The sequence below is a fragment of the Paenibacillus sp. 203 genome (assembly GCF_037027525.1).
Lineage (GTDB): Bacteria > Bacillota > Bacilli > Paenibacillales > Paenibacillaceae > Paenibacillus > Paenibacillus polymyxa_B.
This window is the reverse complement of record NZ_JAXCHD010000018.1, coordinates 1-15,883: the sequence shown is the minus strand read 5'-3', so window position 1 is coordinate 15,883 and position 15,883 is coordinate 1. Positions and strand designations below refer to the sequence as shown.

Sequence of the window (15,883 nt, the reverse complement as noted above, 5' to 3'; positions counted from 1 at the left end):
CAATGAAAACGGCAAAGCCAGTTAAGCATGTCATCGTTGACGATTTATTTTGGAAAAAGTATAAGCAGGTTGTGGCGGAAGAGGTTATTCCTTATCAGTGGAAAGCATTAAATGATGAATTACCAGATACAGAACCCAGTCATGCGATTGAAAACTTTAGGATTGCAGCCGGGGAATCCAGTGGGGAGTATTATGGAACCGTTTTCCAGGACAGTGACCTTGCCAAATGGCTGGAGACGGTTGCCTTTAGCTTAAGGGATCATCCGAATCCTGCGCTTGAAGAGCGGGCTGATGAAGTGATTGAATTGTTGGGAAGAGCTCAAGCTGAGGATGGGTATCTAAATACGTACTATCTGCTTAAGGAACCCAACAATCGCTGGACCAATTTAAGAGACAATCATGAGCTGTATTGTGCAGGACATTTTATAGAAGCGGCTGTTGCTTATTATGAAACGACGGGCAAAACGAAGTTTCTTCACATTATGGAGAAATACGTAGACCTGATTCAGCAGGTTTTTGGTACGGAAGAAGGTAAACGGAAAGGCTATCCGGGACATGAAGAAATTGAGTTGGCCTTGATCAAATTATACGACGTAACTGCAAAGGATCAATATCTCAAATTAGCGCAATATTTTATTGAACAGCGGGGACAGCATCCTATTTACTTTGCAGAGGAACAAGAACAGAGAAAACATATTCAAACAGAGCCCACCTGGAATGATGATAACAATATTAATTTTGGCTTAGGCTTCGAATACCAGCAAGCACACCAACCTGTGCGGGAACAAAAAGAGGCAGTCGGCCATGCGGTAAGAGCGGTGTATCTGTATATTGCGATGGCGGACTTGGCCGCGAAAACAGGGGATGCTTCCCTGTTACAAGCCTGTGAAACGCTGTGGGATGATGTAACGAATCATAAAATGTACATCACCGCAGGGATCGGTTCTACTGTAAACGCAGAAGCATTTACTTGCCATCACGATCTTCCCAATGACAGCATGTACTGTGAGACTTGCGCCTCTGTAGGGCTGGCCTTTTGGGCCAATCGTATGCTGCGCTTAGCGCCGAACCGGAAATATGCCGATGTTTTGGAGCGTGCGCTATACAACGGAACGATTAGTGGGATGGACTTGGATGGGAAACGGTTTTTCTACGTGAATCCGCTGGAGGTTAACCCTTTTCAAAAATCCAGAAAAGATCAAGAGCATGTAAAAACAGAACGACAAAAATGGTTTTTCTGTGCCTGCTGTCCGCCCAATTTGGCACGAATGATTGCATCGGTTGAGGACAATATGTATACCCAAACGGATGATACGTTGTATACGCATCTGTACATTGCCAGCAAGGTGAACATGACTTTATCTGGTCATGAGGTTGAAATTACACAAACTCATCATTATCCATGGGATGCGGATCTAACCTTTTCGATCCACGTAGCAGAGCCGACTTCCTTCAAATGGGCACTACGGATTCCTGGGTGGTGCAAGCAGGCAGAGGTAAAGGTGAATGGGGAAACCATATCATTAGACCGTCTGGAAAAAGGCTATATCGAGATTCAGCGCACTTGGAAGGACGGAGATGTGGTAACTCTGCATTTGGCTATGCCGGTTGAGCGCATTCGGAGCAATCCGCTGGTCTCCATGAACCAGCAGCAAATTGCTCTCCAACGAGGACCAGTCGTGTTTTGCCTGGAAGAAGTGGATAATGGAGCGAATTTGGCAGGATTAAGATTGACAAAGGATAGCCTCATTACGGAAGAGTTCAGCGAAAACCTGCTGGGTGGCATTGTAAAGCTGACCATAGAGGGATACCGGGTAAAAAATTCGAATGCATTATATAGCTCGGAGCCTCCTGAATTTGTTCCTCAACAAATTACCGCCATTCCTTACTACGCCTGGTGCAATCGGGCTAAAGGGGAAATGCGTGTATGGGTTTATGAATCATAATTCATTCGCATGGGGAGAGGAAAGATCATGAGTACGAGAATTGTGAATACGGAACCACCGGAAAAGGCAGCCAGTACCGTTCCTTTTCATCGTAAAATCAGCTATTCATTAACGGATACAGCAGGCAATCTACTATATTGTGTTATTTCCAGTTATCTATTATATTTTTATACAGATGTATTCGGACTTTCTATCGGGATTGCCGGGACATTACTATTTATCACCCGTTTTATCGATGCCATTGATGCCCCGATTTGGGGCATCCTGATTGACCGAACCAATTCAAAATACGGCCAGAGCAGACCCTATTTTCTATGGTTAGCGATCCCGTTCGCTGTGTTCATGGTCCTTACGTTTACGACACCCAATTGGAGTGAGTCGGGCAAAATTGCATATGCCGCCATTACGTATATTATAGCCGGCATCCTGTACACAGGGATCAGTACGCCGATTACGTCTATTTTGCCTAATCTGAGCACCAACTCTAATGAACGCGTAGTCTTGAACTCCTTCCGCATGGTCGGGGGGAACGTAGGTTTCTTCATTGCCACGACGTTTACATTACCTTTGGTCGCTTTCTTTGGACAGGGGAATGATCAAAAAGGATTTTCCTTAACGCTCGTTTTATTTGGAATCATGGCGATTATTATGTTTTTCATAGCGTTTGCCGATTTGCGAGAAAATGCAGCAGTGAAAACGAAATCTGTTCCCATTGCTAAAAGCTTTACAGCCATCAAACGAAACTGGCCCTGGATGCTCGTTGTAGCTGCCAACTTGTGTTACTGGATTGGTTTGAATATTCGTTCAGCAACTTTAATCTTTTATCTGCAATACAATCTGGACAGTAAGGACTTAGTGCCTTTAATCAATGGACTGACCTCCTTGCAGTTGATCTCGATGGTTCTGATTCCGTTTTTTGCCAGAAAATTAAGTAAAAATGCAATTATGATTATCGGATTGATATTAGCTGCGCTGGGGCAAGTCGTGATTTTAATGGGCAGTACAGACTTAACCCTCATTATTATCGGCTGGATTATTGGTGCGTTAGGATCAGGCTTTGCATGTTCTATGCCGTTTGCGATGTTGTCAGATACAGTCGATTATGGGGAATGGAAAAATGGTATTCGGGCAAGTGGTTTCCTGACCTCGATTGGAAGCGCATTCTGTATTAAAGCGGGTAGCGGAATCGGCGGATTATTGCCAGCATGGATCATGGGCAGCACCGGTTATATCGCTGGGCAAGTTCAAACTCCTACGGCGTTGTCTGGCATTCAGTTTAGCTTTATCTGGCTGCCGTTTATCGTCTTCTTGATCGGAATCATTCCTATGTTTTTTTATAAAAAGTTCGAAAAGAATGAAGCTTCTATTCAACAAGATTTAATTGCGAGAAGATCATAGACATTCTCTTAACAAGGTTTTAATGACATATTAAAACATTATAATGCTGCTCCAAAACCTGTTCACTGAGCTGAGCAGGTTTTTCTGTTATTTTATATTCAAATGTGAGCAAGACCATTGACAGGATTTTCTTTTGGAGTAATACTTCTATGTAGAGAAAAGTGTACAGAATCAAGAACTAGACATATCTAGCCTTGCAACTTTATACATTTTTTCGCCATGAAGGCTCTTCTGTTGAAGGGTTTTTTTTCAATTTGAGAAAAAGAATGTGATGATATGAGTCAACTGAGTGTAAGGATGAGAACACATGGCTTTCTGAATAAGCATTTTTCAGGAGAGTCTATTGATTATCGACAGATTATTGCGCTGTTTATCCCGCTTCTGATTGATCAGGCTTTTATCGTGGGTCTTAATTTGGTGAACACGGCAATGATTAGCTCGTCAGGAATGGCGGCAGTCAGTGCTGTAAATATGATCGATTCTTTGAATATTTTTCTGATTAATGTGTTTGTTGCAGTGTCTACCGGGGGAACGGTTGTCGTGGCACAGTATAAGGGGAGCGGTAACGACCTCATGGTCTCTAAAGCCGCATCCGGCACCATTTCCTCCGTTTCCTTGTTGGCCTTATGTATCAGTTTGTTTATGATCGTGTTGTACAATCCGATTTTAAGTGTTCTGTTTGGTTCCGCTTCGCCTGATGTATTAGCTAACGGTAAGGTATATCTGCTGGGAAGCTGCATGTCTTTTGTAGGGATTGCAATCGTTGAGGCAGTGTGTGGGGCGCTGAGGGGAATTGGGAAGACGAGGGCATCGCTGGCTCTTTCGCTCATCATGAACCTCTCGTACGTGCTCCTCAATGTGGTATTCATTAATGTATTAGATATGGGTGTGCTGGGCATGACGATTGCCGTCAATGTGTCCAGATATGCAGGGGCAGTGTGCGCATTGATCTATTTGGTCAGGGTAGATGATGACTTGCGTGTTCAGCTTAGAGATATGCTTTATTTTAATCTGGCTATGCTTAAAAAGATTTTGTTTATCGGGCTTCCCTTTGCAGCGGAGCAGATGTTTTTTAATGGGGGGAAAATTTTAACCCAAATTTTTATTGTGAGTCTGGGGACCAATGCGTTGGCGACGAATGCCATTTGCTCATCCCTAGCTAACGTGTTCCAAATCCCTGCGAATGCTTTGGCTCTTACGATTGTAACCGTAGTCGGTCAATGTATGGGACGTCGAAATGTCGAGGATGCTCGCAAGTTTACCAAATCGTTTATCTGGCTGTCGTCTTGTTCGTTTATTGTAATGGGATTAATCCTGATGCCTTTGTTTGAGCCGATGGTGGGGCTGTTTCATCCACCTGCCGAAATCGTAGATGACATTTTTGTTGTCATACTGATTAATACGTTGGCCCAGATTCCGCTCTGGTCCATTGCCTTTATTACACCCTCTGCGCTAAGGGCAGCAGGTGATTCAAAATTTACGTCCCTCACCTCAATGCTGTCCATGTGGTTGTGCCGAGTGGTGCTCGGGTACATTTTGGGCATTGTGTTCAACCTGGGGATTGTTGGTGTCTGGTTGGCTATGGATATTGAATGGGGCGTGCGGGGACTCGTTTTCCTTTGGCGCTTCCGCGGCAACAAATGGGTCCAGCATCGTTTAATCGACTGAATAGGTCCGCTACCATAAAATTGACTTCTGGATGAAGGCATTTTACGGTAGTGGATTTTTTTCTATTCCTATACTTCGTTCAGACTCCTTACTCTATCCTGATCCCTATATTGCCTAGCTGCGCTCCCTGCTGCATACGGTGGAAGGCTTGTGCTGTGTCTTGTAAAGGAAATACGCTATCTATAATCGGATGGAGTGCATGGCGCTCCATGAACTGAAGCATAGCTGCGAATTCCTCGCCACTGCCCATAGAGGTGCCGATGATGCTGATTTGAGGGAAAAATATAGACCGCAGCGGAATCTCTATTCGGTCTCCTGAGCTTGCGCCAAATGTAACAATCCGACCGTTCGGCTTGAGGATATCCAAATATTTATCGAACGTAGCAGGACCGATACTATCAAGAACCAGATCCACGGTGTCCCCGCTCATACTTTCTTTCCATTCGCTATGGCTGTCGAATGCATGATTAGCGCCATGAGCGAGGGCAGCCTGCCTTTTTGCTTCGCTGCGTGACGTGACGGTGACCCGTGCGCCTTCCGCTAAAGCCATAAGCATGGCATACGTGGCTACACCACCGCCAATACCGGGAATAAGGACGTGCTCACCCTCCTGCAATTGGCCTCTTGTGAAGAGCGCGCGATAAGCGGTCAAAGCAGACAAAGGCAGTACCCCTGCTTCTTCCCATGAAAGGTATGCTGGCTTGCTGACCGCATTTTGGACGGGGATGATAACCGATTCAGCGAATGTCCCGTCTGAAGGTCCGCCCAGAATGGCTGGAACCAAGGGAACATGATGCGTATTCTCCCATCCGATACATGGATTGATAATTACATCGGTGCCTACCAGCGAGGTTGGGCCACCAACACCCACAGCCTCAATCACGCCTGCTCCATCCGACCCCAGAATGAGTGGAGCATCGTTGGCTGTTCGATCCGCCATGAGGAACAGATCCCGATGATTCAAGCCTGCAGCTTTAATTCTTACCCTCACTTCGTTGTGCCCCGGCTGTCTGTCCGTAATGTCTGTATATGTCAGGCCATCAGGGCCGCTTTTGCTGGCATGGATTACAGCTTTCATTTTAAAACCTCCCGTAGTTCGAGTTTAGATGCAATTGCATGTACATTGAATTGTACAGAGCGGCAAGCGTCCGGTAAAATGAACAAAATCGAATGTGAGTATCATAAATGATCATACCAAGCAGGTGACGTATACATGGAAAGCAGTGATTTGAAGATTTTTCAGGCTGTCGCTCGCGAGGGCAGTATCACGAAGGCTGCGCAAGTTTTGAATTATGTACAGTCCAATGTGACCTCGCGGATTCAGCAGCTTGAGGCACAACTGAACGTACCGCTATTTCGTCGATCTAATCGGGGAATGACGTTAACGCCGGCAGGAGAGAACCTGCTGAAATACGCGGATACCATACTGACCTTGCTCGACGAGGCTGTAAAGTCCACTCAATATTCGGACCAGCCTGCGGGACCTTTGCGACTGGGCTCGATTGAGACGGCGGCGGTTACCCATCTGACTTCTTTATTGACGGAATATCATTCACAGTATCCTGATGTCCATCTATCGCTTATGACAGGCAGCACACATGATCTCGTACAAAAGGTATTGAATTACGAATTAGATGGAGCGTTCGTCTATGGCCCCGTCGATGATCCGCATATAGAGCATGTTGCAGCTTTTGAAGAGGAGTTGGTGCTCATCTCGGAACCAGGGAAAAAGGACATGGACGAGCTGCTTGCCAAGCCTATGCTGTTTTTCGACGTAGGGTGCACGCATCGTACAAGAGCGGAAAGCTTTCTGAGCGAAGCAGGTGTGGCTGCGTATCAGGTTATGGAGTTTGGGACATTGGAAGTCATTTTGGGTGGTGTAGCCTCTGGCCTGGGAGTGTCCATGCTGCCACAATCGTCGATTGCAAAGGCAGAGGAGGCGGGAAGTATTGCTTCGCATCGTTTACCTGAAAAATATCGCAAATTAGAGGTGTGGTTTGTTTATCGGCGGGATTCGGTTTACTCCAGTGCACTGTCAGGCTTGCTCCGCTGGATGAAAAAGGATGTTATACTTAACTGTGATTAAATTGACATCAGGGGTGTATCATTTGGAAGAACAAGATGTAACGAACAATCCATCTACAGTAGCTCCGGGACCATATGCGACGAATGGCAACTACCATCGACGAGAACCGGATAAGATGGCGGCATTATCAGAAACATACGGAGCCTCTATCTTCTTCAGAAGATGGGCGGCCTGGATGATTGACTTCATTCTTATCGTCTTCGGGTATGGAGGGCTGGTTTATTTTACAGCGAAAAAAGTATCTGAAGCGGAAACCCCAAATATGGGCATGGTAGTGATACTCTTTCTGATTGGCTCCTTCTGCTATTATCTGTTATTGGAAGGACTTACGGGCTATACGCTGGGTAAGTTTGTACTTCGCATTCAGGTCGTAAATGGAGAAGGAAGGCCGCCAGGCATGGTTAAATCCTTGATCCGTACCCTTATACATTTGGTGGATACGAATCCGCTGCTTTTCTTCGGGCTGCCCGCTGGTATATGTGTGCTGGTGACACCTCGGAAACAACGGATTGGAGATATGGCTGCGAATACATATGTGGTTAAGGTACGGGATTTGGGAAAGGTGGGCAGAAAGAAAACCGGGATTATTGCAGGAGCAATCATCCTGACGACGATCATTTCAATTGTCTATGCTGTATCTTTAATTTCTACGCTCATTACGCAAATCATGAAGCCTGAGGTATTTACCAGTAAGGATAGCCAGTTTGCGGTTACGGCTCCCTGGAATTGGTCACGAGATAATATGATTAATGAGGATGCGGACATCTCCATTAAAAATGAATTTACCGAAAGATATCTGATTGTATTGTCTGAACCGAAAAGCGATTTTGACAGCAGTATGACTCTTCAAGAATATAAAGGAATCATTGAGGATCATTTGGTGTCAGGAATTACGGACCCTGAATTGGGGACCGCTTCAGATATGGTGGTGAACGGATATCCTGCCATTGAGTTTACCCTAAAAGGAGAAATAGATGGGAATCTGGCCATGTATAACGTGACCACGATTGAAACACCTTCGCATTATCATCAAGTGCTTGCTTGGACCTACGCCTCGCGATACAGCAGGGCACAGCAAGAGCTACGCAAGATTAGAGACAGTTTCCGTGAAATGAACATGCTGTGAAGTGTACATGAAGCAATAACGATGATTCGAAGGTATAAGGCGGTAAGCGGAACAAGCAGACAGCTTATAGGAGCGTCTGCTTGTTGTTTTATAAACTTCCTTTAAAAAAACGAACATCAAAACGGAGTAGGCGGAATAGTAGATTTATATAGATAATTTGATCATACAATAGAATGTCTGATTATCCGCAATCCGGCCACTTTCGCCACCTTACCTTGTGGATGGGCTTTGAATTGAATCGTCACTTCATTCTTGTGGTTCGTCAAAGATAGAGGAAGCTCATAGGCGAATGTTTCGAATTTATTCATTTCCTCAGACTCCAGCTTGCCTTCCCCTAAAATCTGACCATCCGCAGTGATGTCAAAGTCACTATGAGGACGGCTCAAGTCCTTCAAATAAGTAACCGCCAATTGGACAGGCTCATCCGGAAGCACCTTCATGACAAAAGAGAACCAGCCCCCTGGCCAGGTATCGCGATATTTGCGGTTATAGATGGACCCCAGACCTACATGCTCGCCAGTAAAGGCATGATCCCGTTCAGGCTGCATTTCGGCAGGCTGCACAACGTCCACTGTAAGTCGTTCCAGCTCTAGCTGATACGCTAACGCGGTACGATATTCTGCCTCGGTTGCTGCCCATTCCTCCTGGGAAAAGAGATCCCAATAGACGGTATATGAACGATCATACATCTGATAAAACGGACGAAGCTTCAAGTCTCCGATATAGCCTAAGTCGGTCATATGGAACGTATTAGGCTCGTTCCCGTCAGCAATCAGCTTCGTTGTCAGGGAATCGGCCGATCCGATCAGAACAGACGCAAGCAGACGTTCCTCATTGGACTCCTGTTCAACAGGGCCAAGGTCTCCAGCCAGTACAAGCGGGCCGTACATAAATGCAATTCGGCGCGGATTGTCTGGCATTTCCTCGACTCTCACGGTCATAGGAATGTCGTACTTGATCGTATCCCCATTATTCCATTCCCGTTCCATTACAACGTAGCTGGTAGGACAGACCTTTGTGACGTATTCTTCTCCGTTGATTTTAATTATCATCCCTTGCTCCGCCCAATGCGGGCATCTTAGCTTGATCGCGAAGGATTTGGGCTCCTCGCTGATGACGCGTAGCGTTCCCCGTCCATTTTGCGGAAAGAGAGTGTCTTGTTTGAGCTGTACGCCCATCTCGTCCCATGTCACGGTAGAAGGGACATATTGATTGACATAGATCGTTTCTGGCGTGTGAAAATAAATCGCAGTGCCGTACATGGAGTGACTTTCCATACCGGACCCGACACAGCATGTAAAATCCTCATATTGAGAATTAAAGGACTTGTGTCCGCCCATTTCCAGCGATACAAAATAGCACACACGTCCATCTACAGGCTGCTGTGAAGCCAGGATATGATTGAACATCGCTCGTTCATAGTAGTCGGCATAGGCTGCATAGGCGTCCCACTCGAACATATGTCTTGTTAATTTCAGCATATTGTAGGTGTTGCAGGTTTCACAGGTACCTTCGCCCAAACGGTCATTCAGCTTGCCAGGTTCACCAAAATGTTCATTATAGCTATTGCCGCCGATCACGTAGGAATGCTTGTGAACAACCCGATCCCAGAAAAAGCGAGACAGGTCTGCATATTGCGGTTTGCCCGTCATTTCAAATTGCCGTGCAGCGCCAATGATTTTGGGAATTTGCGTATTGGCATGTCGCCCTGCCAAGGTATCTTGGCTATCCGCGAGATCATTGAGCACCTCTCCGTGATAAAAGCGTTCCGCCAGACTCAAAAAGCGTTCTTCTCCCGAATGTTCCGCCAGATCCGTTAGAACCTCATTCATACCGCCAAATTCGCAATGCAGCACCTGCTGCACCTGATCATCGTCCAGTCCTTGAAGTACATCCTCTAGCCAGTTGCCGAGTTTGATTTCTATAGAGAGGGCCTTGGGATGATGCGCCAGCAGATGGGCATCACGCAAGCCCGCAAAAAGTTTGTGCATGGTATATAGCGGCACCCAGCCACCGTTCAGATCAAAGCCCTGGGAGCGGATATCTCCAGCTTTTACTTCCTCAAAAATCTCTTTCCCACGTGGAATGCCGGAAATGTATCCGTTTCCATGACTGTTTTGGCATATTTCCAGTTCGTCGACTACATAGTTCACGCGTTCCAACAGTCTTTCGTCGCCTGTGGAGGCAAACATCAGCGCACAGCCGGACAGGTAGTGACCGAGTGTATGTCCGCTGATGCCACGCGCTTCCCAGCCTTCATAGTGAGCCGCTTTGGGCTCCAATCCCGCATATTCACGAAAGCGCGATAATAAACGATCGGGTTCCAAGCTCAGCAGGTAGGCCATATTCAGTTCCATCGCATGTAAAAGTGGGCCGGAATCAATTCCTACTTTATGCAAGTCAAAAGCTTTAGCTTTCAAAATCATCGCTCCTTAGCTAAGATGAAAGTGTATATTTCTCCACTACATTAGCATTGGAATCGCGGTATGTCAGTAGCTTAACCATACAATGGGTGGACAAATCCGAACATGAATCTAAAGAGGCGATAACATGACCTATCTAAAAGTAAATGTAGATGCTCCGATCCAACTGATCTCGGCAGGCGAGTTTGTTTCCGAGGTGCCTTGGAAGCATATGAGTCGCTCCATTGATAATTTTGAGCTGATCCTGGGTGTCCAAGAGACGGTATTTATACGGGAGGAACGGGAAGATTTTGAAGTAGGCGAGGGAGATATTCTATTGCTTTACCCCGGTCGTACGCACAAAGGATACCGGGAATCGTTGCCGGGCGTGAAATTTTATTGGTTTCATTTCGATGTTCCCACGACCCCGAATGTACTATCTAATGAGGAAATGAAGCAGGAAACAAGTGCTTTGGATGGGCTTTTGCAGCGTCACGGTGTGATACGTGATATCTATTTACCGCAAAGTGTACAGGCAGATAACGGGGATCGGATTCATATTATCGTCAATCAGATTTTACATGTAGCCAACTCACATTATCTTACGTATCACAGTGCCAATTATTTGTTCACCTCGCTGCTGATCGAGATATCAGAACTGGCGCTTAGCCGCTTGCTTTCCAATCCTGCTCATTCACAGGGGAGTGTGAGTTTTAACAAAATTATTGAGTGGACCCGTATTCATGCTGAAGAACCGTTGACCGTGACGGATTTAGCACGAAAATTCAATTACAACAAGGATTATATCTCTCGTTTGTTCAAGCAAAATACAGGCATGCGCCCCTTGGAGTTCATACACAGTATTCGTATTAACAAAGCCAAAGAGTTGATTTCCCGTACAGATATGAGCATTAAACAGGTTGCCGAAGAGGCAGGATATAGCGATGAGAAGTATTTTATGCGTTTGTTCAAAAAGAGAGCCCATATGACTCCTTCTCAATACCGGAATGCCTATCACAAAACATTTATGAACAATGTCTAGTGCATTTCCGCTAAAAGTTGGGTGTACCGTCCATAGGGAGCAACTGGTGCAGCATTTGGTCAATTGACGGAATCACTTGGTGGCAAGTGAAAATGTAGCACAGGGTAGAGTTATTTTGTTCGATGTCTGTATAATGATTTGTCCGCTCTTGTGATCTACTTTAATCTGAACTGTATCTCCTTGGCTCAGTCCGAGCTGCTTAATGGCTTCTGTCATAGTAATTCCTAAGCTATTTCTTAGAAATAGCTTGTCAGGCTGTAATTTGGTAATCTGAGGTAAGGGTTTAAATGGTTGCAGGCTATGTTATTACTTGATGAAAAAGGGGCGAGCGAGATGCTACAACCACCATTAAAGGATGAACTGACTCGAATACTGGAAGGGTATTCACTGGATGAAGAATTAAAAGAAGAGATTCATCAGGAAGCTCAAGCTGCTATACAATTTCATGTGGAGCATGAGGAAAATTATGAACAGGTTGGCAATAGTCGGATCGCCGGCTATCCAGATCTGCCACCCACAATAGAGTGGCCTTGTAATTCAGACGGGGAATATTATACATTTATTGCTCAAATTAATTTGGGCGAGCTACCTTTTTCACCATTTGAGGGATTGCCTCATCAGGGCATACTTTACTTTTTTCTTGGGCTGGACGAGCCCGCCTATGATATTGACCATAAAATCTTTTACTATAACGGTGACAGCAGCGTTTTGCAGAAAACATTACCGCCCGCTGGGCGCGTAGAGGTGTTGGCGGAGCAACGGGATTTCACCGCGTATGCAATTTCTTTTCATCCGATCCTGACGCTACCATCGGAGGGTGAGCTAGGAGATATTCTTGTAGATCAGTACGAAGAGCTTTATGAGCTTTTATATGAACATAGCGACACGGTGTGGGGGCAGCATCAATCTTTTGCCGGGAATACCCGGCGGGATGCTTATCTACGCCGAAACGGGCTGGAGGGTCTTCTGTTTAACTGGCATAAGAGTGAGAACCAGATTCATAAGGAAATCGAGCAAGCTATGCATAGGGGAAATACCGATTATGCGGAGCATTTACGGTCCGAAGTGCTGCCTCAGCTGCAAGAATATCAGACGAATCGGGAAAAGCACGATCAGGCTTCGGAAAATTGGCATGTTCTGCTCTCGGTATCTTCTTTGGACGAGGTCGGCATGTGCTGGTGGGACGCGGGGTATTTGGAGTTTTTTATAGATCAAAGGGACTTGAAGAACCTTGATTTCACGCGAACGTATGTCAATCTTGCTACGAGCTAGCTAAAGTTCTTAAAGGGACGTTGCTTCATTAAGTTGGCAAATAGCAACAAATCACAGATTAGTTATGCCCACCAGCTCCATAAATCGTGAGAGAGCACTGGTCATGTATGAGTCACGACGCCTTATAAACACAGTGGGCACTGTTCTGTACGGTTCCGGTAATGGATGACAGTTAAGTCTTCCCTGCATCCGTGATTCAACCATAGATATTGGTAAGACGGTGACTCCTAACCCGTTTTCAACGCATTTAAGGACACCCTCTAGAGTGCCATATTCCATCACCTTCATAGGAGCATAGCCATTGTCCTCTAGCCATCGCTGCCAACGTCCCAAATAGATGCAATGCGCGAATGACGAAAGCAGTGGTTCATGTAAAATCAATTCTAATTGGAATGGTTCCGGAGAGTAGCTTGTAATCAAAACTAGAGATTCTTCGAAGACAGGGTATTCAACAATTTCCGGATGAAGAATTGGCCCATCCACAAATGCGCCGTCTACCTTATATTTGAGAATGGTACTAACCTGATCTACAGTAGGTGCCATATATAAGCTTAATTCTACTTGTGGAAATTTCTTGTGATATTGTGTAAAAATCAATGGCAATCGTGTAGAAGCAGTTGACTCCATAGCTCCAATGCGCAAAGTTCCCCGCGGGGCAGAAGAAAGCTTAACTGCCTCAATCGCTTCCTCGAAATCGTAAAGCAACTTGTTTACATGCGGCAACAGTTCACGTCCTGCAGGCGTTAAGGATACCTTCTTATGATATCGATATAACAGAGGAACGCCCAACTCTTGCTCAAGACGTTGTATTCGTGCAGTAACATTGGACTGTACATAATTCAATTTCTCAGCAGCTTTTGTAATGCTTTGTTCAATTGCTACTGCCTTAAACACCTCCAAAGATCTAATGTCCAAAACAACTCTCTCCTTTTTGCATCACAAAATGTGATTATCTATACACTATTTTTTAATTTTACGTGATGCATCGCAGTATGTAAACTTAGTGAATAAGAGGGATTTACACCAAAACCAAGTGATTGAGTACCTCGTTATCTGATAATGAGGAGGAGAATGGGGAAAAGGAGATTCTAGCCGGGGCAAAATGCAGCACACGTTACCAATAATGAGGAGGGAATCTCATGATTTCGAAGGTCAATGTACAAGATAAATTTTTGCAAATAATTGATTATTGGAATCCCAGAATAGGTGGAGAGTTGAACGATTCATACGTAAAAATGGCAAAGATCAAGGGTGAATTCATTTGGCATCACCATGATCACGAGGACGAAATGTTCTTCGTATGGAAAGGGAGACTACTAATCCGTTTGAGAGACGGTGAAATAGCTGTTAACGAAGGGGAGTTTGTTATTATACCTAAAGGGGTTGAACATCAGCCAATTGCTGAAGAAGAGGTACATTTACTATTAATCGAACCAAAAACTACTCTAAACACGGGAAATGTGGTAAATGAACGAACCGTTTCGATTCCTCAACGAATTTGATGAAACGCTAGTTGACAAATAGTCTAAACCTCCTAATAGAAGAAAAACTAGAATTAATTGCCCAAGTAGGAGGCTTTATTATGATTTTAAGCGAACTTTGGCGTCATTATGAAGCGGATAAGCGAAATTCCTAAGTTCTTGATGGAGGAAGATGTAATTCATCTGATGATCTCTTGTCAGATACTAAGAGAAAGAGCTTTACTTGAGTTTCTCTACAGCACAGGCTGACGAATTGGAGAGGTCGAACTGTATCGTCGATTTTTTTAGTATGTTAGCGGCTGATCCTCCTTTAGAGATCCGCCGCATTCAACTAAAGGGCAGGATAGTTAACAACGAACCAAGTTGGTAATATGGTATACTGAACAATAAAAAGGAGGAATTAGTATTAATTACCAATCTATTAATCTGAATGAGAAATTATCTAAGTTTAATGAACATTGGTCTCCGAAAGTCATTGGTGAAATGAATGCCTATCAATTTAAATTGGTCAAGATAGATGGGGATTTTGTATGGCACGATCATCAAGATACCGACGAGGTGTTTATCGTGCTCGAAGGGGAGATGTTCATCGATTTCCGAGATGGCCAAGTAAAGATTTCCCAAGGAGAGATGTTTATTGTACCAAGGGGTGTCGAACACAAAACTTTCGCTAACCAGGAGTGTCATATCATGTTGGTAGAGCCCAGGGGCGTAGTAAACACTGGCGAGACTGAGTCAGAATTAACAGCAGTCAATGATATTTGGATCTAATGCATTTAGCTTCAGTTCGATTACATCGTTAAAGTAACGGGACACGTTAACTAAACATTAAGGAGTAGTATGCCATTTGGCAGCTGCTCCTTTTTCATTAAACCAACGGGTAGGAGGGTTAGAATTAATGACCGATATAGGAGTGGTTATTATGAAACGTAGGGGAGTAAAAATGCCAAATAGTATGTGTTTAGGGTGTCGACTTGCAAATAAAATAATTGAAACGAACACTGTTTATGAGAACGATTACGTTACTTGCATTCTGGATATCGCACCATTAAATGAGGGCATGTTCTCATACTTCCTAAAAAACATTACCACGGAGTCGATGACTTGGACGAAATTACTATGATTCTGATAGTTTTGCTTGGGTGGAACCCTCCGACACCACGAATGCAAAGGGGCGTTTAAACGAAACCAGAGGAAAGTTGGTGAAATGAATAAACTAGCTGTAATTGCGCTATCGGGAGATGTTAGTTCAATAGAACAACGACAATCTAGGACTTTATTTTCTGCTGACAGTATGATTGAAATGATAAAATGCAAAAGCCCTTCCGGCTTTCCAGGGACTGACCCCCGTTTGTGAGACAGGGATCAAAACACCTTTCAAGTTTAAGCAGCCAGTCGCCTGTAATCTACCGGCGACTGGTTATTTAGTTTCGTTTGAATCCGAATTGAGTTATAGTAGGTG

The 15,883-nt window shown here is 44.8% G+C and carries 13 protein-coding genes; 9 read left to right on the top strand and 4 right to left on the bottom strand.

The window, feature by feature from the left end; genetic code table 11:
• Positions 1–2 precede the first annotated feature (2 nt).
• From WA407_RS24935 to WA407_RS24925, 3 genes are all read left to right on the top strand, one after another.
• Positions 3–1,946: a glycoside hydrolase family 127 protein gene (locus tag WA407_RS24935; protein WP_336078636.1), complete on the top strand. Its 1,944-nt coding sequence runs from the start codon at positions 3–5 to the stop codon at positions 1,944–1,946.
• A 27-nt stretch (positions 1,947–1,973) separates the two neighbouring features.
• Positions 1,974–3,344: an MFS transporter gene (locus WA407_RS24930; RefSeq protein WP_336078635.1), complete on the top strand. Its 1,371-nt coding sequence runs from the start codon at positions 1,974–1,976 to the stop codon at positions 3,342–3,344.
• Between the two features lie 276 nt (positions 3,345–3,620).
• The gene (locus WA407_RS24925; RefSeq protein WP_103048395.1) at positions 3,621–5,012 is read left to right on the top strand and encodes an MATE family efflux transporter; all 1,392 of its coding nucleotides are present in this window, start codon (positions 3,621–3,623) and stop codon (positions 5,010–5,012) included.
• Between the two features lie 88 nt (positions 5,013–5,100).
• On the opposite strand, the gene WA407_RS24920 is transcribed toward WA407_RS24925, so the two are convergent.
• Positions 5,101–6,090: a zinc-binding dehydrogenase gene (locus WA407_RS24920; protein ID WP_336078634.1), complete on the bottom strand. Its 990-nt coding sequence runs from the start codon at positions 6,088–6,090 to the stop codon at positions 5,101–5,103.
• Positions 6,091–6,225: 135 nt separating this feature from the next.
• On the opposite strand from WA407_RS24920, the gene WA407_RS24915 reads away from it, so the two are divergent.
• Both WA407_RS24915 and WA407_RS24910 read left to right on the top strand, forming a co-directional pair.
• Complete coding sequence (locus WA407_RS24915) at positions 6,226–7,098, top strand: LysR family transcriptional regulator (RefSeq protein WP_336078633.1); 873 nt, start codon at positions 6,226–6,228, stop codon at positions 7,096–7,098.
• Positions 7,076–8,224, top strand: a complete 1,149-nt coding sequence (locus WA407_RS24910; protein WP_336078632.1) for an RDD family protein — start codon at positions 7,076–7,078, stop codon at positions 8,222–8,224. The genes WA407_RS24915 and WA407_RS24910 overlap by 23 nt, the downstream gene beginning before the upstream one ends.
• Positions 8,225–8,385: 161 nt before the next feature.
• On the opposite strand, the gene WA407_RS24905 is transcribed toward WA407_RS24910, so the two are convergent.
• A complete protein-coding gene (locus WA407_RS24905; RefSeq protein WP_336078631.1) occupies positions 8,386–10,644 on the bottom strand; it encodes a beta-L-arabinofuranosidase domain-containing protein in 2,259 nt (752 codons plus the stop codon).
• Positions 10,645–10,774: 130 nt separating this feature from the next.
• On the opposite strand from WA407_RS24905, the gene WA407_RS24900 reads away from it, so the two are divergent.
• Both WA407_RS24900 and WA407_RS24895 read left to right on the top strand, forming a co-directional pair.
• Positions 10,775–11,668 (top strand): AraC family transcriptional regulator, encoded by an 894-nt coding sequence (locus WA407_RS24900; RefSeq protein WP_336078630.1) that lies wholly within the window; start codon positions 10,775–10,777, stop codon positions 11,666–11,668.
• Between the two features lie 333 nt (positions 11,669–12,001).
• Complete coding sequence (locus WA407_RS24895) at positions 12,002–12,940, top strand: YwqG family protein (RefSeq protein WP_336078629.1); 939 nt, start codon at positions 12,002–12,004, stop codon at positions 12,938–12,940.
• A gap of 51 nt (positions 12,941–12,991) precedes the next feature.
• Here WA407_RS24895 and WA407_RS24890 read toward each other — a convergent pair whose 3' ends face one another.
• Positions 12,992–13,855 carry a LysR family transcriptional regulator gene (locus WA407_RS24890; protein ID WP_069290826.1) on the bottom strand — a complete coding sequence of 288 codons (864 nt, stop codon included), beginning with the start codon at positions 13,853–13,855 and terminating at the stop codon, positions 12,992–12,994.
• 224 nt (positions 13,856–14,079) lie between these two features.
• On the opposite strand from WA407_RS24890, the gene WA407_RS24885 reads away from it, so the two are divergent.
• Positions 14,080–14,442, top strand: a complete 363-nt coding sequence (locus tag WA407_RS24885) for a cupin domain-containing protein (RefSeq protein ID WP_013308297.1) — start codon at positions 14,080–14,082, stop codon at positions 14,440–14,442.
• A 384-nt stretch (positions 14,443–14,826) separates the two neighbouring features.
• Complete coding sequence (locus tag WA407_RS24880) at positions 14,827–15,192, top strand: cupin domain-containing protein (protein ID WP_336078657.1); 366 nt, start codon at positions 14,827–14,829, stop codon at positions 15,190–15,192.
• 612 nt (positions 15,193–15,804) lie between these two features.
• Here the strand turns inward: WA407_RS24880 and WA407_RS26840 are convergent.
• Complete coding sequence (locus WA407_RS26840; RefSeq protein ID WP_442952046.1) at positions 15,805–15,861, bottom strand: hypothetical protein; 57 nt, start codon at positions 15,859–15,861, stop codon at positions 15,805–15,807.
• Positions 15,862–15,883 lie beyond the last annotated feature (22 nt).